Source organism: Brevibacillus sp. JNUCC-41 (assembly GCF_014844095.1).
Lineage (GTDB): Bacteria > Bacillota > Bacilli > Bacillales > DSM-1321 > Peribacillus > Peribacillus aracenensis.
The window spans coordinates 2130159-2155356 of record NZ_CP062163.1 but is presented as its reverse complement, the minus strand read 5'-3'; the positions used below and the strand labels follow the sequence as shown (position 1 = coordinate 2155356).

Genomic DNA, 25198 nt, shown 5'->3' with positions numbered 1-25198 from the left:
CACCCTCATTCTTTTAAAAGTAAAATCCAAAATGAAATCATCACATTCTGGAGAAAAAGATGTTTGTACAAACAAAATAACACTAGTGTAACTTTGATTATAGATTAAAGTTACACTAGTGTCACTTATTTAATTTTATAAATTCCATGACCAACAACTTCTTTTATGTAATGCAACCATTCCTCTTGTGGAATCCCTCTATGGTTTGGAATTGCAATACTTTGGAAGATGAAACCCAATATCACGTCATTAGGAAGTTTTTCACTAAGTAGGTTTTCCTGTTTTCCTAGATTGATTAATGACTGGAGTTGTGAATACATATCTAAATGCAGCTTTTGCAGCTGATTCTTTTTCATTGAAATATCCGAGCTATTTTCTTGAATTTGGTGTGCCATCCCTAAAATTTGATGAATATCCGAATAGGCAAAAATTAGCGTTAGCAGTTGATCTAATTGTGACGGGAAATCAGCTGTGCTGTCGATCTCTTGTAGATCACTTAATATTTTTTCCATTTCACTTACCATATAATCAATAATAAGTTCTTCTTTATTCATATAATGCTTGTAAATTGCCGCTCTAGAAACATGTAAGGCTTCTGCTAACAGGCTAAAAGAAAATCCCTCGTAACCATGCTTTAATAAAAGCGAATTGGTCGCTTTAAAAATTTCTTGTGTAGAAAATTTTTTCTCACGTGCCATTAAACCACCTCATTCTAAGACAGATTTTCGCTTATAGAATAGGCAAAAATCACTCGATTTCAAAACAAATTATCTAAGATAGTGTTATGTTATCACTCATAGTATTCTAAAACCACAGTATCCATTAATATTTCATGTTGTTAAGGTTTTTAATTCATAAAGGCGCTTCAATCACTAGGCTATCAAGTTGAATTTAAGGAGCCACGTGCTTGTGATTACGGAGCGCCTACAATTCGAAAGAGATCTTTCATGATTGCTCGTTGCGATGGTAAACTGATAACATGGCCACAACCGACTTATGGTGATCCAAACAGTTTAGAAGTACAGGTCGGAAAACGTAAGGCTTGGGTATCTTCCTCCGAAATTATGGATTGGGATATTGGAGCACCTAGCATTTTTAATCGTAAAAAGGATTTGTCCTACAATACACTAAGGAGAATTAAAAAAGGGATCCAAAGGTTTGTGGTGGATAATCCAAAACCTTTTATAGTACCAGGTCAGGAATATAAAGCAGCGTTTCCATCCAGTTATTATACAGAGACTTCAAAGAATGAGGTCAGAGGGCTTTCTTTAGATGGTCCATTGCATACGATTACTGCAGGGTGAAATAGATTCGCTTTAGTCACAGCATTTTTAACGAAATACTATGGACAAGGGATTGGGGAAGATATTAATGAGCCTATTCATACTATACCAACCAAAGATCGGTTTGGTTTAGTTACGGTACATCGCCAAAATTACGGATATCGGTTTACACATGTTACAACCTCATGAATTAGGGTTTCCCATCCAATTACATCTGCCTTAATGACAGCTCTGATCTTCAGCTAACGCACCCTTTAGTTCTATAAGAAGAGTTGACCAATATTTCGTCATAGATTCTGTTTAAGGTTTGCTATTAGTTTTTTTCAAAAAAAACAATATATTAAAATAGGGATGTACTGCTATTCCTACCGTTAAATAAGCCCAAAAATTATCAGAGTCTAATATGTAGGCAAGAGTGATTGCAGAAATAGTATACAAAGAAAATTGTAAAAGATATACTTTTAAGTTTGTATGTAAACCCAAAAAATAAGTTATGGTATCAATAATTAGAGTTACAGGAATACCAATAATGCAATATATTGCTAATTCATATATTGTGCCAATAATTACTCCATTTAAAAAAGGGAAATATTCATCTTTTGGAAGATCTTCATTTAAAGATATTAAACTATCAATTGAAGCACTAAGAAGCGATGACAATGGAGCTGCAAGAAGTATAGAAATAGGGATCAAATATAATTTTTTCATAAACACCACCTCAGCATTAAATATTACCATTTCATAAAGAGTGGTAGCAAAATGTATTGCAATTAATTCACAGTACGAATAAGTTACGCTTCTTGAACTAAACTGCCCCGATAGTTCCATAAAGAAAAAGCTGCCTTAAAGGCAGCTCCGATCTTCATCTAACGCACCTGTTAGTTTAACAACTAAACTTAATTTTTATTTTCTTTTTCGAAATAGAAACCTGTCCCATTTTCTTGTGGAACAAACCCTTGTTGAGCTGAACTATTTTCCACCATATTTTGCTCTTCTACTGAAATAATTGTGGTAACATTTTTTCCTTCAGCTACATTACCTTCTCTACGATTTTGCTCTTCTACTGATATAACTCTGTATTGATCTCCGTTATTAGTGGCAGTTTGTTCAACCTTTACTTTTGACTGTCCAGTTTGTGCAAATACCTTTGTACTTTGTAGGTCCTTCGCAAAACCGATTGATAAAGCTAAAGCACCAGCAAACCCTATGGTCAAAACTAATTTCCATTTCATTTAAAAACCTCCTAATGGTTCGAGCTTGTATTAATAACATATTTTACCACACCTAAAACTATGTTTCTTTAAAAATTTGTTACTCAACTGCCCCGTTAGTTGCATAAAGAAAGAGCTGCCTTAAAGACAGCTCCGATTTTCAGCTAACGCACCCTTTAGTTGAACAAGAAAAATGTTTAACTCGTTAGCTTAACATTGCATTATTTCTTCATCTTTCTTAATTGAAAATATATTAAAAAAGAAAGAAAAAAGCAGATTATGCTTATTATTCTTTCGACAATTTTATGGTCGAAAAACATAAAAGGTACTGATGCTATATCTAAGATTAGTTGTATATTAGGTACATCAATTCCCATAATACCTAATATTACAGCACCTATAATAATACCAGCACAGCACAATACTAATATAATTAACAATTTTACTATATGTAATATTAAAATAAACGTTCTCTCAAAAAAATTTTGAAACATATAAACCTCTTTCTAACTACTTCTTATATAAAAACAATTATAGGCTACTCTCCAAACTAGTAAAACAAATAAAAAACCCCAGTTTGTTCTTCAACTAAACTGCCCCAATAGTTCCATAAGAAAAGGAGCTGCCAAAGCAACTCTCTTATTGAAGTAAAGCACCACTTAATTGAAGAAAGGTTATCAGTATTATCTAACTGTTCCTAAAATCATATTACTGAAGGAAATATTAATAAGACCGAATTTAAAATGATAGCACAAAGTGTCAAAAAATCCTTTTGCATTTTATGTGCTTTTTGAAGCGAAGAAAAGACCAATAGGACAAAATACTAAAGGAAAAAATATAGGAAATCCTTGGATCTTTTCAAGTGTAACAATATCAAACAGAAAATTCACAATGAACATTAGAGGAACAAGGAATAATAAATAAGAAACAATAATAATTGTCTTTCGCACAATAAGCCCCTTTGAAAAGTTATGTTTCTTAGATTCCAACATAAAAAAAGGTATATTTCGGTAATTTTTTCATCCCCTTATTATCCTTCCCCGTTAGTTGCATAAAGAAAAAGCTGCCTTAAAGACAGCTCCGATCAATCTTCAACTAACGCACCCTATAGTTTAAGTATAAACCTTCACATTCTCTTACGTGTATCATAAAAAAGGATGGAACCAATGCAATCCCATCCTAAAAAACTTTATTGTGTGTGTTTCTTTTCCTCTTGTTGTTTATGCTTCTCTTCCTTTTGCTTGTGTTTCTTTTCCTCTTGTTGTTTATGCTTCTCTTCCTTTTGTTTGTGTTTCTTTTCCTCTTGTTGTTTATGCTTCTCTTCCTTTTGTTTATGTTTCGTTTCCTCTTGTTGTTTATGCTTCTCTTCCTTTTGTTTATGTTTTTTATTCTTTTTTGTAACTGGTGGAGCTTCTCCACCTTTAATGAACAGTTCATTATTCACCCGGTATACATCACTAGGCTGTTGGAAGCTACTTTTGTCTGTTCCAAACGCTCCCAGCATGGCCTTAAACATTTGGTGCGAGATTTTAGTTGTATTTCCATCCATATAATTACCTGGACCATTTTTAGTATATCCAGTCCAGACCGCCATAGTGTATTGCGGTGTATAACCAGCGAACCAACTATCATTTACCGAACCGGATGGATATCCATATTGTGCTCTGGTTTTACTGTCAAAATTGGTTGTGCCAGTTTTTCCAGCCACATCTAGTCCAAGGACATTTGCTGTTTTTCCTGTACCAGATTTTACAACTGTCCGTAACATATCCGTCACCAAATAAGCTGTGTAATCATGCATAGCACGTTTTGGTTTTGGAGTTAAATTAACAACTCTGCCCTCAGGATAGACAACTTTACGAACAAAATGTGGTGTATTGTATTCACCGTTATTTCCAAAAGCACTATATGCCCCTGCCAACTCTAATGGATTAACCGTATTACTTCCAATCGCATATGATTCGTACACCTTATTATTTTTAAAAGTAATTCCCAGATTTTCTGCAAAATTTTGTGCTTTATCCATCCCCACATCTTGAAGGGTAAGAAGTGCTGGAATATTGTATGACCATTGAAGTGCTGTTCTAATCGACATCATTCCGTGATATTGATGATCCCAGTTAGAAATAGACTGACCATTTGAGTAGGTTATCTCATGATCATTAATTTGGTGTGCTGTAGACCATTTTGAATTTTCAATAGCCGGACCATAATCAAAGACTGGCTTGAAAGTAGATCCTGGTTGACGTTTAATATCAACCGCAAAGTTGTTGCCTCGGAAGGAAGCTTTATATTGGTTTCGACCGCTTCCAATAGCTCGAACTTCTCCTGTTTTTGTATCTGAAAATACGAAGGCTCCTTGAAAATTGTCATTTGGATAAGAAATAATCGTATCGGTGTTCATTATTTTGTCCGCAAAGGTCTGAGCTTTTGGATCTAGCGTCGTATAAATAGATAATCCATCCGAACTGATATCTACATTTTTCAGCTTTCTTTCAACTTCTTTTACAACAGCATCCAAAAACGCCTCGTACGGCATTCCTTGCTGTTTCGTTTTTGGAACAAGTCCTGCTGTAACTGGAACCTTCTTTGCATCCTCCAATTGCTTTTTCGTAATATACCCTTGTTTATACATAGCTTCTAAAACAATATTACGACGATTTGTTGCAGCTTTCACATGTTCGGGTTCAGTGGGATCGTAATAACTTGGACTCTGTGGGAGCCCCGCCAGCATAGCGGCCTCCGGAAGCGTTAATTTATTTAGATGATCGGCATCAATTCCGTAGTAATTTTTGGCGGCAGCTGCTACACCATATGCCCCGTCTCCAAGGTAGATCTTATTTAAATACATCATTAAGATTTGATGTTTGGAATACTTTTGCTCAAGCTGATAGGCCAAGCTCCATTCCTGTACCTTTCGCTTTATTGTTTTCTGAGGTGACAAAAAGGAGTTTTTAATGACCTGCTGCGTAATCGTACTTCCGCCTTGAGATCCGAAATCCCCTTTTAGGTTCTTGAAGATTGCTCTAGAAGTTCCTTTTATATCAATGCCATTGTGTTCATAAAAATGTGCATCCTCCGTGGCGATGAAAGCATGTTCCAACATTTTTGGAACTTGAGAATACTTAATTTTTGTCCGCTTTTCTTTACCATATTCGTAAATGAAATTCCCGTTTTTATCGTATAATTTGGTAGAAAGCGGATCGACCAGTTTTGAAGCATCTATTTTGGGTGCATCCTTAATCATTGCTGCAACCGTAACTACCCCTATTCCAATTGAAACAACACCTAATAATGAACACCAAAGTAAAACTTTTTTCAAGAAAGACCTTCTTTTAGGGGAGTTTTTACCTTTTTTTCGATCTTGTTTTGTTTTTTCCACTTGTTTTCGTTCCTGACGAGAACGATACGTTTCTGACATTAATCTTCTCTCCCATATTCAAGTTACTCAACAAAATTGAAGAAAACTATGCAAATAACCTTTTATTTACTCACTAGTCATTGATGATCAGTATGGTATTTAAAACAATGCATTTCATTCAAAACCTGTATATAACGTATTAAGGAAGAATTTATCCTATACTCTCCTTGGTCGGTTTTTGCAATAAAGTAATTACTTCGTACTATCTTATCTAATACATCTTTTAGAACGTCTTCCTTCTTTACATCTGGCCCTTTTATTATTTTTTCTCGTTTAATATCATTATCCAAGGTATAACAAACAATAAATTTCTTCAATTAGATCCCCCTTTCGAGAACAACTTCTGATTGTCTTAAGTAGGGAAACACGTCTACTTATTTGAAGCGAATAGTCTTAAATTTATGAACTAAATAAGAATGCAATTATCGACCAGCTTTGTCTTTCAAAGACGTTATACATAAAACAAATACCCATGTTGATAAATGATGGATAGCATTCCTTATTTTTGAAAAATACCTTTGTGTACCATCAATATATATTTCATGAATACCATAGATACAGCCTAAAAAGATATATATCAAAGCGTGTATAGAAAATTTCATTTTTTTAAGTCCATTTATATTAATTCGAATTGAACCTTAGTATTAAGGGGGCAAAATATTTAATCCTCGATTCCCCCCTCTATATAAAGTCCAAATCTGCACCTTAGTCAATAAAAAAAGCCACCAATTATGGCAGCTGGATCTTCGACTTTTGCTCCCGTTCAAGCACATTCTCTTTTTCTATATTTTATGTTCGTTTTACGTAATAACCTGGATAACTTACCTATCTATAGGGCATCCAAGAGACACCCTAAGGATCTTGGTGTTTGTCTGAATCCATCCTTGAAGCTTTTCAAGTATGGATTTTTTTTTACTTTTCTTAGCTGAATAATATTTCTCAAGAGCGACTTAAAAGAGAGCTGGATTTTCAACCCGTCTTATGGAATTAACGAATTTACATTTTTAGTAAAACAGAGTTGAATTATAACATGAGTAAATATTTTACAAGGGGAAAAATATGAAAAATTCAAAGTTTGATTACAACCTAGTTACACTTTTACTTTTGCTATTTATAACTAGTTGTATAGCTATTCACACTGCTCAAGAATTTGGTCAATACGAAGGGAATTTTTTATTTAGACAAGTAACTTGGTAGTTTATAGGTTTCGGTATGATTTTAGGAGTTATGTATTTGGATTCTGAACAAATATTTCGCTTGAATTGGTTTTTTTACTCGCTTAGTTTATTTCTATTAATTGCATTAATTTTGTCGCCTGAGTCAATAGCACGAGAAATAAATGGAGCCAAAAGTTGGTTTCAAATTCCTGGGATTGGGTCTCTTCAGCCAGCTGAGTTTACTAAAATATCTTTAATAATTTGTTTAAGTTACTTAATACAAAAACATCATAATAAATATGAGACAAAACTTTGAAAACGGATTTTTTTCTATTAATTAAAATGGGGGCTGCAACACTTCTTCCAATACTTTTAATTATGAAACAACCAGATTTAGGTACATCTTTAGTATTAATGTGTATTTTTATAGGGATATTATTTGTTTCAGGCATATCATGGAGAATAATTGGTGGTATTTTTATTATTGGAGGATCAATTGTGAGTGGTATTTTGTACTTAGTTTTTCTTCACCCTGAAATTCTCCGTTTAATGGGGATAAAAATATTTCAATTAGGAAGGATTTATGCTTGGATTGATCCAGAGTCTTATAAATCAGGAGAGGGTTTTAACTTAATCAAAGCCTTGCTTGCCATAGGATCAGGTGGAGTTTCTGGTTATAAAGGAAGCGGGGTATACGTTCCTGAAGCACACACAGATTTTATATTTAGCGTTATTGCTTCTAAATATGGTTTCCTAGGATCTAGTATTTTAATAACAATTTATTTCTTCCTTATTTCGGGCATGGTGAAGTTAGCGTTAGATGTCAAAAATAGTTTTGAATCTTACCTATGTGTAGGTGTGGTTTCAATGATTTTTTTCCATATTTTCGAGAATATTGGAATGAACATAGGTTTACTACCTATAACAGGGATACCCTTACCTTTTATAAGTTACGGAGGCAGCTCATTAATGGGGAATATGTTAGCAATAGGATTAATTTTTTCAATAAGCTATCGAAAAAGAGCATTTATGTTTGGCTAATTTGAAATAACAATAATTTTTTCAAAAGTGAAGTTATCAAAAGAAACCTACTAAAAAGAGGCCATTTATTTGTTATGAATTATTAAAGACACTAAATGACTTTAATACATTGTGGGTTTCTTCTTCTGTAATCCCAATATAGCATAGGGTAACTGATGGGTGCGAATGATGAAGGATTCGTTGCAACATGGCAATAGTCTTCATGACCTTGTAAAACCAATAGCCAAACGTTTTCGGTAAGGTATGATTGCTGACATGCTCTACGCCAGCGAACTCTGGAGTCTTATTTTTTCCCCTTTCACTCAAAATATTTGAAAACAGAAGAAAAATCACATTAAACCATTTTGATTGCAAACTTTCGGTACGTTTAGTATCGAAAAAGAAAAAATAATAATATATAGTTCCATATATTCGTGGTGAAAATGCGGTTATAAACTTTTTTGCATCTGATTTAAATATGTGAGGACCCTTTGCCCCATATCAGTAATAATAATAAAAGTTCAGTTATTATTCCAGCGAAGGAAGACTACACATGTGTTTTATCACCTTTAGCATAATTATAAAAACTCTTTCCTTAGAAGAGTTTATTTCTTTTAATTAAAAAACACCCGGTAGAGTTTGAGTTCTAAAGTAATTCTACTTTCTTATCAACAAAAACACTTCTCCCTTTAGAAGCTTCTAATTTTGTCGATATCTACTCAGAATTTGTAGATATTTCTCGGGAAATTGTTGAAATTTGAAAATGGTGATCCCGAATAGTTGGACCAAAGCAATTTCTTCTTTTGATTTGGTTGCCTTAGGTTTAGATAGTTATTAACGAAAATTAACAACTGAGGATCTTAAAGGAGATTAAAAAAAGGTAATGAAACCTTTTTCTTATTGCAGTAATGTTTCGTAATGGGTTTTTTGTTGTTCAGTTTTAAGCTGTGACATATCGGTTGCCAGTTAGAGGTTCATTTCACGCGTAGCTGCGAGGTCATTGGTTAATAACAATAAGATCTCTTTTGAGAACATGGGTTAAATATATTGTCATATATATCGGGTATCGCTGTCTCTTTTAAAAGCCTAATTTTGTCGATATCTACTCAGAATTTGTAGATATTTCTCGGGAAATTGTTTAAACTTGAAAATGGTGATTCCGAATAGTTGGAACAAAGGAATTTCTTCTTTTGATTTGGTTGCCTAATGTTTTTTGTTGTTCAGATTTATGCTGTGACATATCGTTTGTCAGTTAGAGGTTCATTTCACGCGTAGCTGCGAGTTCATTGGTTAAAAACATTAAGATCCCTTTTAATTGAATGAGAACATGGGTTAAATATATTGTCATATGTATCGGGTATCGCTATCGCTGTTTCATTGGTTCCTTCTAATCTTTCTATTTCTTGATACAAGAGTCTTTAGCTCTATCGTTTAGAGGGTTGCCCGTATCGCGTAACGCTATAAGCGTTTCGATGTCGGATTGAACGAAGATATGCCAATCGCCATCTTAAAAACCCATATCCGTTTCGTTCTAAGTTTTGACCATACTTTTGACAGTGGGTGTTGCATCCCAATTTCTTCTTCCACTACCTTGGAAAAGGCTGCTCATTCATTCGGATATATCCTATCGTATATTGGACCTCCCTTTCTATTAAAGATGAAGGTTCTGTGGATTTATTTGTATGTTATATCGCCCAGCGATACGAAACACACAAAAGAACCGATCAGCCCCTTTCTTGAGGAACACTATTAAGGACATGGATCTTTCTGGAGCTGGAAACCGTTGTTTTAAGCTGAGACATATCGTTTGTCAGTGGATGTTCATTTTACGCGTAGCTACGAGTTCATTGGTTAAAACAATTAAAATCTCTTTTAATTGTTTGGGATTATGGGTTAAATTATCATATGTATCGGGTATCGTTATCTCTGTTTCATTAGTTTCTTCTAATCTATCTTTTTGTAGGTACACAAGTTAGGGGCTTGTCCGTATCGCGTAACGCTATGACCGCTTCGATGTCGGATTGAATAAAGATAGGCAATCACCATCTTAAAAACCCATATCCGTTTCGTTCTAAGTTTTGACCATACTTTTGACAGTGGGTGTTGCATCCCCATTTCTTCTTCCACTACCTTAGAAGAGAATACTCGTTTATTCGGATGTATATCATGTTTTTGCATATCGAACGTAGCTTTTCTATTAAACCAAAAGGTTTTGAATTTATTTGCAAGTTATATCGCCCAGCGATACGAAACACACAAAAAAGGAACCGATCAACACTGTCTGGAGCAACTCTATTAAGGATGACTCTTTTTTTTGGATGCAAGTTTTCAACCGCCTCAACTCCCATTTTATCAAACATGCCTTTTTTGCTTGCCTCAAATTGTGTATTTTGTTTTAGATGCATATCGCTTAAACAAATCTCCAATGAATTTCAATTGAGCCTCTGTTTGCCTTTGGTAGAACTTGCGAAACATTGGTATCGCCGAGCTCTTACATAGTAGGCACCAAATCCTGTAAAGTTGAAATGCTCTTTCTTAATTCTGAGTTTCAGCTACGCGAATCATATATGTCACTATGCTTTTATCCATCCTTATATATATAAAAAAGATTTATCAAATGTTTCTACATCAATAATTTGCTTCCACAAATCATTAATCAGTTAGGCAAAAAAAACATGACAGTCACCTTATTTTCTGAATATGGAGAAAAGCCCCCACCATTTTTCTGAACGTTTTTGTATAGCTTCTTCTAAACGTTTATTAAATTCATTTTGTGAACTCCAGTCTTTTTTCTGTTCGTCCCGCATATTTTGTATTTCTTTTTGTAAGATTTCACTTTTTTGTTTTTCTTGTTGCAGCAATGTTTCGTAATGGATATTTTGTTGTTCAGTTAATTGTTCAATTTTAGTATTAGTTCTTTGCGCTGAATTTCCAATACTAGAACTTATAACATGATGATCTTGCTGGAGCCGGGAAACCTTTGTTTTAAGCTCTGACATATCGTTTGTCAGTTGGACATTCATTTCACGTGTGGCTGCGAGTTCATTGACTAAAAACATTAAGACCTCTTTTAATTGATTGGGGTCGTGGGGTAAATTTTCATATGTATCGGGTATCGCTATCTCTGTTTCATTGGAGCCTTCTAATCTTTCTTTTTGTTGAAATACAAGGTCTTTAGCTGTATCGTCTAGGGGCTTGTCCGTATCGCGTAGCGCTATAAGCACTCCGATGTCAGATTGAACAAAGATACGTCGATCTCCATCTTTCAAAAACTCATATCCATTCCGTTCTAAGATTTGACCATACTTTCGAACAGTGGGAGTTGCAATCCCCACTTCTTCTGCCACTTCCTTGGAAGAGAAAGCTCGTTCATTCGGTTGTATATCACGTCGCATATCGGACCTCTTTTCTATAACTAGTTGTATCTGTAGTCTACCTGACCTTAAATTTTCTGTCTAGATAAGTTTAGCCTATCCAGAAGTTGTTAGCGATACCGATAAGATTTCCTTTTCCTTTCTTCTACTTCCATATACGTTTAGATCATCTATTCGATTACCTTCCTTCTCTTGCATAGCCGCTATCTCCTAGCTATCCTTATCCATTGTTTGTGTTACATCTGGTCGGTCTTGGCGCCTTGCCCCGTGCCAAGCATGGGTGGGGTTGATAGAAATTCAACAACGATTAGGACATACAGATATTCAAACAACAATAAACTTCTATGCTTATACGACTGACTACATGAAAGAAAAAGCCTCCCAGCAGTTCAATAAACTGATGGAAGACCTTCACTTTAAAAATATTTACATGTTAGGTGAGCATCCATTTCTAAATCCTCGTTAAACCCCTATATTTTTCAAGGGATTTAAGCAATGATTACATCATGCCGCCCATCTAAGAGGTGTTTTTTTGCTCTTTTATGGGTTGGCAAAACCTTTGTATCAACTTTGGTTTTAAGAATGGAGATTGTATACGTTGGAATGAAAAATAAAAATTTGGTTAGCAAAAAAGTTAGCAACCCTGGAAGGTGACGATATGAAAAAAATTCAAGCCCCCCCCCTTACAGAGAGAGCATTATTAAATCATTCTAAACCTTGTAGAAGGAGAGATTATCATGAAAGTGAGAAAAACCTTAAATCCAATTCAAGCTGCGTTATTAAAGAAACACATAAATAAATTTGAAGAAAAAGATGGTGTTTTAACTGAAGCCTTCACGATTGATGGTGATCCAGGCATGATTTTATACGGATTTGTGTCTCCGAAAAAAACTGTGAAAGGTGCAGTTTTTATATAGATCAATTAATACAAAGGAGTTTTGTAAATGAGTTTAAAAAAGGTTTTTAGTGGCTGTCTTGTTTTATTGCTTGTATTGGTTATATCAGCTTGTGAGAGTGATGGTGTGAAAGGAAGGATTGGAAAAGCAACTGAACTCGATTTGAAGGAAGTTAAAGCATTTATGGATGATAAAAAAACAGGGTTTTTATATGTGAAATCAGCATTTGATTCTGATTCTGATAAAGAAAGCGATCAATTGCAGTTAAGCGAAATTGAACGTGTTGCCGAGGCTGAAAAGATTGATTTTTATGTGTTTGATGCAAAAGAACTGCCTACTTCAGAACTTTACGAACAGGATACTTCAAAACGTACTCTTGAGCAAAATTCAGGAACCTTTGCCTTTTATCAAGAGGGTGAAATGAAAGAGGAATTGGATTTTACGGATATTTTAGAAGATGATTTTTCTAGCGAAGTTGAAAAATTTGTTCAAAATATGAAGCATGATTAATCCAAATAAGGTTAACCACAATAGTGCGGTTAACCATTGATATATTAGGGATTATGAGTTAACTAGGAGGGGTTCCATGGATGAAGTAGAAAGGATACTTGAAGAATTTTCTGACTTTCTCGAAATGACCAATCCGATCTCGTACATGCTGCGTTTGATCGGGTGGGTCATTATAAAAGGTTTGGCATGGCTTGTTGATTCCCTATCAAACATAACAGATTCAATCCTGGGATTAAAAATGTTTTATGACAGTGTTGAAATTACAAGTTTTGTAGAATTCCTTATTCCTCTTTCTGCGATATTGATGGGGTTTTCGCTTCTCTATACAGGATATCAGCTCATTTTTCAAAAAAAGTTGGATCGCGAAGCCGTGATAGTGAATGTGTTTATGATAATGTTTTTTTTCGCTTTGATACAAGAAGGTATGGAAAAAGCAAACCAATTCACAGATAAAGCTATCGATGCTCTTGATGTTGTTGAAGAAGGTTCAATTAGTCAAAAAGTTATTAAAGACAATATGACTGATCTTGCTCAATTTGATACAACGGGTTGGAGAACAACTGAACTTAAACATCCAAACCGAGTTCCAAAAGATCGAATTTTAAAAATTAATATTACACAAGCGATTGATAAGGATTTTGATCCCGCAGGGGAAGCTAAAGAAATGTCTGAAATAGGACTTGGGGTTTTTTCTAATCGTTTAGAGTATGACGATTTAGGTAATCCAAAGAAAGTTGAATTAGATGATGGTTGGTTCACTGCGTTTAAAGAAAAGTATTACCGTTGGGATTGGAACTTTTGGACAATCGCCATAACATTAGCTATTACAGCATTCACTATGCTGACAATTGCTATTAAGTTAGCAAAACTTTTCTTTGAATTAACATTCAACTACGTATTAGCAATCATTATAGCCCCTGCTGATATTCATTCAGGGCAAAAGACAAAGCAAATCCTTCAAAGTATCCTAAATACTTTTCTAGTGACAATTATGATTTTCCTATCAATGAAAATCTATCTGATTGGTACAGAGTTTATTACTGATAAATTGGATGGTGTCGCCTATTTAATTGCATTATTTGCTTTCTCTCTTGCTGTAATTGACGGTCCCAATATCGTTGAACGGTTATTTGGTATTGATGCAGGACTGAAATCTAGCTGGGGTGCCGTGGCCGGTGGTTATACTGTTGCAAAAGGCGTAACGGGTACAACAAAGGGTACTGCAAATACTTTGAAAGGATTATCAAGTGAAGGTAAATCAGCCGCATTGAAGGGTGTAAGTGGTATTGCAGGAGTTGCAGGAATGGCACAAGGCCTTAGATCAAAAGGACAGGACCAATCCACAGAACAGACTTCGTATGGTTCTGAAAGTGGTCATTCTGCAGATTTAAAGGCACAAGATCAAAATCAAGAAAAACAAAGTCCAAATGGTTCGAAGGGTTCTAGAGAAATTGAAACTGGAACGCAAGAAGTTGCTTCCTCAATTGAACAAGAAATGGCTCAGCAAAAACAAGAAGAAGGACACAAAGGAATAGGGAAAGTAATAGGGTTGCATGATCAAATGGATTTGAATGGTGCCTCCAATAATGGAAAACAGAGTGCAGCTGTAAATAGTCCACACTCCATTTCGTCTGGTTCGCCAAACCAAATGAACAATGACGATTTACAAAAGAATGAGAAAATGTCAGGTGACTATGACAGTGCCAGTCCTTCATCACCTTCATTTTCACAATCAAATTATCATTCGGTTTCCTCTGAAATGCAAGAAGAACCTAATATGGAAACATCACTACAAGAAAAAAGAACTGATCGAGAAACTCGTCATGTTGGAAGCATAATTTCTGATAATGTGCGAAACGATCAATCAGTAAAAACGGTTAAACGCACCTATCAAATTGGTCAAAATACAGGCGAAAGTTTAAGAAACAACATCGCTAAGTTTCGTCGAAAAGATCAATAAAAAAGTTTAAAAAAAGAGAAGGTCCCTTCTCTCAATCAATAAAAGTGGGAGACGTGAAGGGGACATTGATAGTTTTGTAGGGGGACACAACGGGGACATTACTTCTAAAAAAGGGGACTTAAAGGGGACATTGATTAACATTTAGAGATATCACTAAATAACTGTTTTTTAATTTTCATTTAAGACCCACATCAGCCCACCTGAGAAAGTTCAGGTATCCCACGTCAGCCCATCTTTACCAATCAGGAGACCCACGTCAGCCCACCTGAAAGAAATTAACGATATCATATAAAACACTAGGCTTCGCCTAGTATATCACCCTAGGTGATATCAGTTTTTCCTTATGCTCTTACTAACTCTATATCCCTTTAAACTAATTTTTGGTTTCGTCCAAAAGGAGAGATAAACCATGGATATATTTTTAAGAAACATAGACCCAATCGCAGTAAAAAAATTTGATGAAATGGCAAAGAAAAAAACAATTTCGAGACAAGAACTATTAAAAGCAGTCATTGAAAAGGTAGCATATGAAAAAGAACAAAATGAAAAAGACATGCGAATGGAAATGATTATTTCAAAAAACATTTTGGTTATGGAATTAATGACAGAAGCTGTTAATCGTTTAGAAATACTATTGAGTGATTTGATGGAGGAATAAACTAATGTAAAGTTATTTACTTTTTTCTTAAAGTATCTTTTAAAAGGTGTATTAAATTTTCTTTACCAAAAAAGTATCCTGGGATTTTTTGGTACCTAAGGTGAGCTCACCAACTTGACTGTCGTCTTTATCTTTGAATATACATTGAATTAATATTAGTTATCTTATCTACTTCTAATAACTACAAATGGATTACTCATTTTTCACCTTATGGCTTGAAGCTTGCACTAAAAATAAGTAATAGAAATAGGACATATAAACAACTCACCTGGCGAGTTGTTTATGTGTCCTCAAGATAGCTGATATTCAAAATGAAAATATTACTTTATATTTCGTTTCTCGCTAATCTGACTGACATCAAAATATGTTTGTTTGTTTTCTAAATAATGGTTTAAAAAATCTACATCTAGTCCTAAAATTTTAGCAATTAATTCTTCATTATAATAAGTATAATCCGTTAACTGATTTAAAGAAATTAACTTTTTTTCAAATAAGAACTGAAGTAAACTTCTAACCTTACCTGGTTTAATTATTTTTATTGTCTTATCCAGTGGTTCATTTCGATTGTAATTCAGTCGGTTTAGTGAAGCATTGAAGTATCTATATTGATCATAATTCATTTTATTTAAGCTATGTGCCCGATGCCCCATTGCAGCTATTGATACAGACCACTTTTCTTTTAATTCAACATATTCATTTGGATTCGATAATTTCTTTATTCCCCCCAAATCTTCAAGAAATTCTTGTTCAGGAAGCAAAAGGCAGGATGCAAAAGTGTGTGCTTCGTTTTCAATTTGATTATACTCTTGTTTATTAAGTTCACTTAAATTGACTTTATAATGTAGCAGTAAATGTCCAAGTTCATGAGCTAAATCGAAATTTCTTCTGACAGCTGATTTTTTAAAATTACCCAACATGATTATTGGGTTATGTTTTTCACTCCAAGTACTATAGGCATCTATGTTTTTACCTAGTGACTTTTCAAAAACAAAAGCACCGTTTTTTTCCAATGAAAATAAAAGTTTTTGATTATTCTTTCCTAATCCCAGTTGTTCTCGCGCAAATATAGCAAGATGGTTTATTAGTTCATTCCTACTTAAAGATTCGTTATTTTCAATAATATAATTAATGCTATATTCTCTCATGGATAAAAGCTTATTCTCGGGATAGACAATATATTTTTCAAATATATTTAAAAGACCCTCTATAAACTCTAAATGAACTGCCTCATACTTCGTTGTTACAGTACTATTTATTTCTTTAGATCTATAAGCAACTAAATCAGCTTCAATATTTGATTTGAATTCTTTTTCGTTGTAAAAATACTTAGTTTTAACGTTAAAAATATTTTTTAGTTTGTTTGCAATTTCAAGTTTAGGTCCATTATAGTTATTCTCATATTGCCAAACTGACTGTTCACTTACCTCTAATATCTGAGCCAACTCATTTCTTGAATATCCATGGAGTAATCGAATGTCTGTTAATTTCTTCCCAACAAACATAATACACCCCTCTTTCTGATGAAAAATCTATCTTATTCTTCATTTTCCTTTAATCCATCAATAACAGTATACCCAAATTGCTCAGCATTACCCGAAAACTCTTCCTCAGGTATATCTTGAAGCTCTTTAATTGCTTCTTCATTAACAGAAATACCACTATTACCTAAATAATCATTCAAAGAATCAACTTTATATAATTCTACTTTGCTATCTCCTTGAAACTCAGGCATCCACAGACTAATGTCAGACAACATGCGGTTCTCATCATCTATTGAGTAAGTTAGAATGTAAAATTTATTGAATTTCATTTTTAGTTCTTCCACCTCTAAGTCATCAATGGATTTAATAACCGGTGAGAGATCGAGAAACTCTAATGCCCCTTGCTCTTCTTTTTTTAAATATTTGAAATCAACGTTCGTATTTACATGTGTTAGTTTAACAATATAATGATCAGAATTTTGCGTATCTAAGGAATGTCTTCCTAACTTATTTTTGATAACATTAGCATTCTTTATCAAAAATAAATTTTTTTCTTTGGAATCATTAAATTGTAAATAACCCCAAGTATAGCCTGCTTTTGATTTTATAAAGTCTATTTCGATTTCCTCAAGCTCTTCAGCAACATGATGATCTATATGATTTCCTTTAACCCAAGCGTACGCAGAGCTAATTTTCATTTCTTTTCTTTTTGCTCTTCTTTCTTCTGCATAACTGCTGTAGCCCTTTTCAATTCCTCTTACTAATTTTAAGTTAAGTTCATCTGAAAATTTAAAGTTTTCCATATGATTACCCCATCTCATTATAAAATAAAAGTTTTAGTTAATTTTACACTATATCTTAAATAAAATATGTAATAAATGGAAGATAATTTCCCATTTTCCTTAGATAAATAGATGTTGAAAAATATCTAAAAGAAATAATGACAAACTAATCTATATGTTCCCTATTGCTGAAAAGTTTCAAAAGAATTGAGGTGGTTAATAGCATTTTTATATGATAAAAAAGACCCTCAACAAGTTGAGGGCCCGATGTTCTGTGTTCAAAACATGTAAGGGTTTTTATAAGTAGAGGTTAATACTGATATCATTTCCGTAAAGGTTGTCACCAGTTTATCCTCAATTTTCTGTTTCCTCAATACCTAATGCTTTAAATGAAAAATCTTCCCATATTTTCTTCTCTTGGTGCTGTAGTTTTATTTTTATTCGTTTTATTTTGTTATTTTTCTTATCAAGTTCTTCTACAATATCACCAATTTTATCTAATAAACTTTTGGGGAATTTAAATCTTCTTAAATCCTCTTCGATTACAGACGTTTGTCCACTTGCACCTGACTCAGCTCTTTGAAATTGTAATTGTCCTATCGGAGATGCTAATAAATAAACAAGTGCCTTTGGGGATATTCCTTTCGGTCTCAATATAGCAACATGGCTATCTACAGTAAAATCTCCTTCTTTGTTAAAAAGAGCTGCTTTTCCTATCGAAGTACCTCCATCCATTGTAAGCAGAACATCATTTAATATAAGTTTTCTATTTTCTGATACCACGGTGTAATCCTCATCAGAAATATATCTGCAATCCTTAGTATTAATTTCCATGTTTTGAATCGACAAAGTGTTAATTACGGGCACCCCTTCAGTACCTTCTATATAGACAGGCTGAGAACCTTTAATCAAAGGATCCGGTAAAAGTTCTCCAAGATAAAATGTTTCATTTTTGTTGAGTAAATTATCAAGCTTCTCAAAGCGCTCTTCGAATTGCTTAGAGTCACAACGTAGTGAGTGAGAAGAGGCAATTTTCATTAAGCTAGCTTTATTATAAAAAGGAAATTTTTGTTTCTCGAACATAGTTAGCTCCAACTCACTTCTTTAGATATATAATCTAAAACTGTTTTAGGGTTTTCCTTATCAATAACAACTTCATAATCTTCAGCACATAAATGTAAGTTACTTATTTCTTCTCCAGTTTGTACTCCTCTAAATAGAGACAATTGATTCGGTTTATTCTTTTCTTTTCTTTTACTTAGTTTATATCCAACTTCCTCTACATTGAAGGTTGGATACTCATAATTAAATTTTTTAACTGTTTCTTGAAAAACATATCGAACAATATACTTAGACATGCCTGAAGATTTAAATATTGCTTTATAGTGATTTACTATATTTTCGAAAGAAACATCACTGCCTTGATATAATAAAGGGATAATCTCTGCATTCTTACCTTTCTTAATTATCCATTCATTTTCAGGAATTATTGGTTTGATTTCGGTTAAAATTGCTTCTTGTAACTTTTCGGGACTAGAAAAAGATTTTATAGCATTTTTAGTAAGATAAGACTTAGCTTGATTAACCTTTTCGTATGCAAACTCATTATATTTCTTCCATTCTTTATCCCAACTCAATATTTCAGCACCAGTTTTTTTCCTTGCAAATAAGAGACTAGTTAAAGTAGGAGTGTCAATAAAAACATTTCTTGGTAGCGCAACAATACTTTTAATTTCAAACATTCTATAAAGGAAGATTCTTACCGGCATTAAATCAATTGCATTAAAAATTGACTCAGGAAGTACAAGCCCTAATCTTCCGTTGGGTTTTAATAACTGGAAACATCTTTCTATAAAAAGGGCTTCACTAGGCAAAGTTTGAGGAAGTAAAAAAGTTTTTGATAAAGCCCTTGTTACTTCATTTGATAATGTTACCCCAAACGGCGGGTTTGACAAAATCACATCAAAAGTCTCGCAAATATCCATTTCGTAGTTTAACTTGTCAATACTTCTAATCTTTTCACCGGCAATTCTTAATTTTGTATCAGAATACTTTGAAAGAGAATTAAAGGCATCTTCTTTAAGAACATGTGCTGCACCATCACCATGCAAAACCATATTTACTTTTGCAGTAATAGCCATAATGAACTTCGGATCAAATCCATAAATGAAATTTTCTGCCCAATAATTTGGTGTTGTATTTGACATACGGGCATTATAAAACTGTTTTGAATCATCATCATCGACAAGTTCTTCCTCATTTTTCTTTATCGCTTGTGTTACGGCGTGCATAGAATGAAGTAAAAATGTGCCTGACCCGCATGATGGGTCAATTATATAAGGCAACCTATTTTCTGGATGAGTAGCTTTTTGCCAAATTTCTTTAGTTAGGGACTCTAAACCGATTGCTTCTATCATAAACTTAACGATATTTGAATGCGTAAAATACATTCCTTTATCTTGTTTAAATCCAACTCTTAGTATTTCTTCAAAAAAAGCACCAATAATATCCCCATGTAGTGCAGCCCCTCTAGTGAGAGACATTACTTCTAAGGACATTACCACTGACTTAACCTTTTCCTTCGAAAACTCTTTGGGGTCTATTTCGTCTGCTTGAGTACTATTTGGATCGATATATCTTAAGTAAGCTTTTTTATAAAGTTCATTAACACCTTCAAAGACTCTATCAGCATTTAGAGCTTTTCCATTTTTATACAAAACCTGAAAGCTATATTCTTCTCCCTTTTTAGTAGTTCGTTCATCATAAATTTTTGCTAACAGACATTTAACCAAGTTAACAAACAAGGAATTATCAGGATGCTCACCGAAAAATTCATTATGGAAACTCGAGGCGACTGCTCTAAAATCGGCTTGAGTACAATCTAGTTTTAAATCTTTCTCTCCAGAATTCACATATGGTTTGTAGTCAATATCTTGATAATCAACAGGAAATTCATCTGAATACGGTCTTCCTGCATCAACCCAACTTTCATATGATTTATATTTTGTATAATCGATGCATTTAAGCGTCAATTTAGGTTCATTTCCATTAGGTAGAATAGTTGCATATACTAGAAGCTTAGGGCCTTTCGTTAGCGGGGCAGTTCCAAATAATTGATATTGTATTGTTCTTTCTTGTTGCCCAATGTATTTATCTGCCGCTTTAAATTCCCATAACGCATAAGGAAGACCATCTTCATCTGATATCATTAAATCAACTTCATCGGATAAAGAACCTGAACTACCATGTGCAAAGTATTGCTCATGATATAAATAATTGACATCATATTTATACTTTTCACTACTTAGGAGTGCTATTGCCAAAGCGTGAACCATTTCTTCCGGATTTAGAGACTTTGATGAGCTTTCATCAGAACGCAATAAATTAGAATATTTTATTAATTCACCCTCAATCTTAACGACCTTTTCTTCCGGATCTATTTGTTCTATTTTTTGTATATACCAAGTTAAATCCTTTTCTGTAAGAGGCATAGCTCATTTTCCTTTCCCTTAAGTAGAAATAATTTAATTTTCTGCAAAGGTAAATTTTATAGTTAAAAAATAAGAAATTTAAAAGTAAACAATTTTTAATTCTTCCTTTAATATTGTTTGTGAATTTTTCTAATAAAAAATTTTATTAATGCTAAAAAATATCAATTCACAAAAAAACTTCCTGTTAAATAGGAAGTGTCTTTTCCATCAACTCTTTAATTAGTTGACTTTTAAAATAAAGAAAGGATCTTGGTTTTTTAATCAAGACCTTTCTATCTTACTATTTAATATCCATATAAATCAATTATAATTTCCTTCCCTTTAAACAAGTAATCAATTTTGATTTTCAACTTCTAAATATCTTGATATAAGAACTGAACTTCATTTATACTTCAATAGCTACTGAAGCATTAAATCCTATAAAAATTCCATTTCTAGTAGATCTATCTTTATAGGTGACCACCTATATGTGCAATAAGTGTTTTACCATTAGCAATGTTTTCTTTTCCCCCATGAAAATAGATCCTATCATACCTGTACTCCGTGTCCCCCGGCTGATTAGTTCCTTCTAATTTTGTATGAGGCTCGCATACCACTTCTTCGTCTATATCCAAATTATTCTTAAATTGAAAAGTAAGCCGTTTTCTAGCTGATTCTGCATTTCCTTCTAAAGAGCAACTCAACTCTCCTTCTGCTTTTAAGACCTTTAAATTTTCGTTAATTCCCCCGTTCTGATTTTCTTTATATAAAGGATGAAATATATCATTAATAGCTGCAAGATGCCGTATAATTTCGAACTTATATTTCTTAAAGGGAGCACTCAAACCCCTTAAAGTATTTACCAGATCAGGATGAAATTGTAGGTTAGGAAAACAAAAAGGACATGCAGTAACGAAATCTTGAAGATCATTTGTTAGTAGCAAAAGTTCTCTTCTGACATTTAGCAGAGTATTGGGTGTATTTGCATGATAAGGTAGCGTGTTTGTTAAATAAAAGCACAGTAAAGCATAAGGTTCATTAACCTGCTTTTGTATTATGTCGTTAACGATTTTATCGTACTCATCATTTTCAATGCTTGAATTTTGTTCAATTACTTTGTTCAACATTTTTACTTCTTCACCAGTAATACCAGCTTCTTTTTGATGCTCCTTATCAAAAAGAATTTTATATAATTCAACACCCGAAGAAAATTGCGCCATATACAACCTATCATTTCTATAAGTTTTATCACCTAAGTTAATGAGTATTTCTTTAGTCTCTTGAAGATCAATCAAAAGATCATAAAGTGGATTACTATTTAAATTAGCCGTATGCACAAAAGAATCATTTTTTAGTATCATTGAAATATTCATTCTTGGTTACTGATCCTTTTCATTTGGAATAATTCTTTTAAGTCGCATTGTTCCTGATCAAAAAATCCAGTAGGCCAATCAGATAATTCTCCAACTTTGTTAATATGTAATTCTTGTATTTGAATACTATTGTTTATAGTATTAAAAAAATTGACCTTCATATCTTCATTTTTCTCTAATTTGGCCATTTCTATCCTTGCTCCGTTAATTACATGCTCACTATGTGTTTCCACAATGACTTGTACCCCTGTCATTGAAACTCTAGCGAGAAACTTGCCAATTCTAGATTGCCCATAAGGATGAAGATGTGCTTCAGGATTTTCAATTATCAAAGTGCTATTTTCCTCGGAAGATTGAATTAAGCCAGCAATAATTATCGGCAAAGTATAACTAATTCCAAATCCCGTATTAGGAGCTGGAAAGAAATCTGTATCTAATGAGTTGCTTTTGAATTTAATGGAGGCTAAACTAGCGTCCTCAATAAGTTTGTAGTCAAGTTGTAAATCAGGCACTATTTCTTGTAACCATGCCTCTACTTGTCTGGAAAATCGACTGGAATCCCCCAAAATTTTGAGTAAATCATGAACTCTCCTATTCGAAGTATCAGCACGAAATAGTATGTGTGAAGAATACTCTCCTTTGTACCCGATATTCCATTCAGAGTTTGGTCCTAATGGTAAACCTACTCTTGGTCCTAATCTTTCTGCATTCAAGTAACTAAAACCCTTCTGTAAAGGTATAGATGAAGAGTTATCAACTTTTGAAACATGTCCTTGTAATAGATGCTCTCCATAATTTTCAGGGAAAGTAAAATCGAATTTTGTTTGTTCATTTAAATCATTTATAAGAGAAAAGCTTATTTGTTTTGAATCTGCATCACTGGAAATTACATTTTTCGGAAACCCCAAATTTAACAAGTAAGGTCCCTTTAATTCAATTTCAAAATTTGTACCCCTCAATCCATCTTCAGCTGTTTGAATTTTTTGTAGAGATTGTTTAGATAACAATAATGATTGTATTACGCTTGATTTACCTACCCCATTCCCTCCAACTAAAATAGTTAGCGGTTTAAAAGAAATTTCATGGTTTTGAAAACATTTAAAATTATTTATAAGTATTTTACTTAGCATTTTCAATTACCTCTCTAACAATTTTTTTCGTTAATGTAAATTGTGTTTTGATTCTTGATAAATCACCTGTTCCTTTTGAAAATGATTCTTCGAAATTCTTATTTTTATACATTTCTGCTGCTAATTTTCTTATCATGTCATCCCTGATATTTAAATTTTTAATTTCTTCATATTCATAATAGGCTAATATTATACTTGTACAAGTAAATAGGGATTTATTGATCGGTTTCAATTTTGGCTCATTGTTATTATTTAATTCTTTGTATGTAATTCTTCGAAACGCATATTTATCAAATAAAAGATAAGAATTTTTCATAGCGTTATCAAATTTTTTTTTGATTTTGTCAAGATCCGTAAACGATAATTTATTAACAGCTTCGTATGTTTTATCTAAAAAGCTATCCATACCTTTTTTATATAAAATTTCTCCAGTTTCAAAATTATATTTTAAATAAAATGCAATAAATCGTAATATTAACTCTTGGGCTTGCATTCTTAAATCATTCATTGAATTTGTAGCTAATTGAAATGATTCGAGGGATACTAACTCTTTAAAAAAGTCACGTGTAGTTTTATTAGCAGTTGAATTACGGATTTCTTGAGAATTTAAAGGAACGCCACCAGTATTTATTCTTCTGAAAATATCGTATTTAACCTGCGGAGGAGTTAATGAATCAATTACATTTATGGTTAAAGTTGTTGTATTTATACGATTCTTATATTTTTGATCAAGTTCTGAGAATTTCTTGCCATTGTTATTTGTAAGGTATTGCAGCCCAGTAAGTGCAAATTCTCCCTTCATAAATTCATACATTGTACTCATTCTTTGAAGACCGTCTACGACATGCCAAACTGTTTCCTCATCTTCATAAACATAAAAGACTGGTATAGGTATTCTCAACATTAGTGATTCTATTAATAACGATTTTCTTTTCCGTTCTTTCCATACCTTTCTTCTTTGAAAGTCGGGATTTAGATTAATTTGACCTCCATCATTTGTTTCGATCATCTGAAACATTTGATGGACAGAAATAGGCTTTACATCAACACGAATCCTATCAGGATCAAATGGTTTTTCTTCGGATTTATCATTATCCTCATCATTAACATCTTCTTCCTCTTCCTCGAACTGAGATTCATTTTCCCATTCAAATTCTAATTCATTATTTATATTCACAAAATCCACCTCTCATAGAATGTATTATTCAAACCTTTATATGAGTAATATTATACCAAAAACAATACATATAAATAACTGTAACCAAAATATATAAGTCTTAATAAGAATTTTTGGGAACCATCCAGTTAGCAATTTATTCTTACCTACTACTGTTAAAATTATAGCTTCTTAATTATAAGTAATAAATGTGCTTTTTTTAGAGACTCAAATTCAGTGAAATAGTCTACCAACAAGTCTTTTTCGGCAGTTCTGGACTTTTTACAACGTATCCAAAAGTACAACTAAATTAGTA

The 25198-nt window shown here is 33.2% G+C and carries 17 protein-coding genes and 2 pseudogenes; 6 read left to right on the top strand and 13 right to left on the bottom strand.

The window, feature by feature from the left end; all coding sequences use genetic code 11:
• Positions 1-125: 125 nt before the first annotated feature.
• On the bottom strand, positions 126-698 hold the full coding sequence (locus JNUCC41_RS10720) for a TetR/AcrR family transcriptional regulator (protein ID WP_192207565.1): 573 nt from the start codon (positions 696-698) through the stop codon (positions 126-128).
• Between the two features lie 153 nt (positions 699-851).
• Here JNUCC41_RS10720 and JNUCC41_RS27425 point away from each other — a divergent pair.
• Positions 852-1485, top strand: a pseudogene (locus JNUCC41_RS27425) (DNA cytosine methyltransferase); the annotation flags it as partial.
• A gap of 98 nt (positions 1486-1583) precedes the next feature.
• On the opposite strand, the gene JNUCC41_RS10710 reads toward JNUCC41_RS27425, so the two are convergent.
• The 4 genes from JNUCC41_RS10710 to JNUCC41_RS10695 form a co-directional block, all read right to left on the bottom strand.
• A complete protein-coding gene (locus JNUCC41_RS10710) occupies positions 1584-1991 on the bottom strand; it encodes a hypothetical protein (protein ID WP_192207563.1) in 408 nt (135 codons plus the stop codon).
• A 188-nt stretch (positions 1992-2179) separates the two neighbouring features.
• On the bottom strand, positions 2180-2515 hold the full coding sequence (locus JNUCC41_RS10705; protein ID WP_192207562.1) for a hypothetical protein: 336 nt from the start codon (positions 2513-2515) through the stop codon (positions 2180-2182).
• 1168 nt (positions 2516-3683) lie between these two features.
• Positions 3684-5876: a transglycosylase domain-containing protein gene (locus JNUCC41_RS10700; RefSeq protein WP_228467596.1), complete on the bottom strand. Its 2193-nt coding sequence runs from the start codon at positions 5874-5876 to the stop codon at positions 3684-3686.
• Between the two features lie 116 nt (positions 5877-5992).
• A complete protein-coding gene (locus tag JNUCC41_RS10695) occupies positions 5993-6232 on the bottom strand; it encodes a hypothetical protein (protein WP_101225802.1) in 240 nt (79 codons plus the stop codon).
• Between the two features lie 742 nt (positions 6233-6974).
• On the opposite strand from JNUCC41_RS10695, the pseudogene JNUCC41_RS10690 reads away from it, so the two are divergent.
• A pseudogene (locus JNUCC41_RS10690) lies at positions 6975-8113 on the top strand (FtsW/RodA/SpoVE family cell cycle protein).
• Between the two features lie 2666 nt (positions 8114-10779).
• On the opposite strand, the gene JNUCC41_RS10685 reads toward JNUCC41_RS10690, so the two are convergent.
• Complete coding sequence (locus JNUCC41_RS10685) at positions 10780-11487, bottom strand: SH3 domain-containing protein (RefSeq protein ID WP_192207560.1); 708 nt, start codon at positions 11485-11487, stop codon at positions 10780-10782.
• Between the two features lie 716 nt (positions 11488-12203).
• Between JNUCC41_RS10685 and JNUCC41_RS10680 the strand changes: the two genes are divergently transcribed.
• From JNUCC41_RS10680 to JNUCC41_RS10665, 4 genes are all read left to right on the top strand, one after another.
• Entirely contained in the window at positions 12204-12383 is a 180-nt protein-coding gene (locus tag JNUCC41_RS10680; protein WP_192207559.1) for a hypothetical protein, read from the top strand.
• 27 nt (positions 12384-12410) lie between these two features.
• The gene (locus tag JNUCC41_RS10675) at positions 12411-12872 is read left to right on the top strand and encodes a hypothetical protein (RefSeq protein WP_192207558.1); all 462 of its coding nucleotides are present in this window, start codon (positions 12411-12413) and stop codon (positions 12870-12872) included.
• Between the two features lie 76 nt (positions 12873-12948).
• On the top strand, positions 12949-14832 hold the full coding sequence (locus JNUCC41_RS10670) for a pLS20_p028 family conjugation system transmembrane protein (RefSeq protein WP_192207557.1): 1884 nt from the start codon (positions 12949-12951) through the stop codon (positions 14830-14832).
• Positions 14833-15241: 409 nt separating this feature from the next.
• A complete protein-coding gene (locus JNUCC41_RS10665) occupies positions 15242-15490 on the top strand; it encodes a hypothetical protein (RefSeq protein ID WP_192207556.1) in 249 nt (82 codons plus the stop codon).
• Between the two features lie 320 nt (positions 15491-15810).
• Here the strand turns inward: JNUCC41_RS10665 and JNUCC41_RS10660 are convergent, their stop codons facing one another.
• From JNUCC41_RS10660 to JNUCC41_RS10630, 7 genes are all read right to left on the bottom strand, one after another.
• Positions 15811-16992 (bottom strand): spr1629 family repressor/antitoxin, encoded by a 1182-nt coding sequence (locus tag JNUCC41_RS10660; protein WP_192207555.1) that lies wholly within the window; start codon positions 16990-16992, stop codon positions 15811-15813.
• 32 nt (positions 16993-17024) lie between these two features.
• Positions 17025-17774, bottom strand: coding sequence for a spr1630 family ClpXP-sensitive toxin (locus JNUCC41_RS10655; RefSeq protein ID WP_192207554.1), 750 nt, complete (start codon positions 17772-17774; stop codon positions 17025-17027).
• 333 nt (positions 17775-18107) lie between these two features.
• Positions 18108-18836, bottom strand: a complete 729-nt coding sequence (locus tag JNUCC41_RS10650; protein WP_192207553.1) for a restriction endonuclease subunit S domain-containing protein — start codon at positions 18834-18836, stop codon at positions 18108-18110.
• Positions 18837-18838: 2 nt separating this feature from the next.
• Positions 18839-21244, bottom strand: coding sequence for an HsdM family class I SAM-dependent methyltransferase (locus tag JNUCC41_RS10645; RefSeq protein ID WP_228467595.1), 2406 nt, complete (start codon positions 21242-21244; stop codon positions 18839-18841).
• Between the two features lie 449 nt (positions 21245-21693).
• A complete protein-coding gene (locus tag JNUCC41_RS10640; protein WP_192207552.1) occupies positions 21694-22596 on the bottom strand; it encodes a hypothetical protein in 903 nt (300 codons plus the stop codon).
• Positions 22593-23726, bottom strand: coding sequence for an AAA family ATPase (locus tag JNUCC41_RS10635; protein ID WP_192207551.1), 1134 nt, complete (start codon positions 23724-23726; stop codon positions 22593-22595). The genes JNUCC41_RS10640 and JNUCC41_RS10635 overlap by 4 nt, the downstream gene beginning before the upstream one ends.
• Positions 23716-24903: a DUF262 domain-containing protein gene (locus tag JNUCC41_RS10630; RefSeq protein WP_192207550.1), complete on the bottom strand. Its 1188-nt coding sequence runs from the start codon at positions 24901-24903 to the stop codon at positions 23716-23718. Before JNUCC41_RS10630 ends, JNUCC41_RS10635 begins: the two co-directional genes overlap by 11 nt.
• Between the last annotated feature and the right edge of the window lie 295 nt (positions 24904-25198).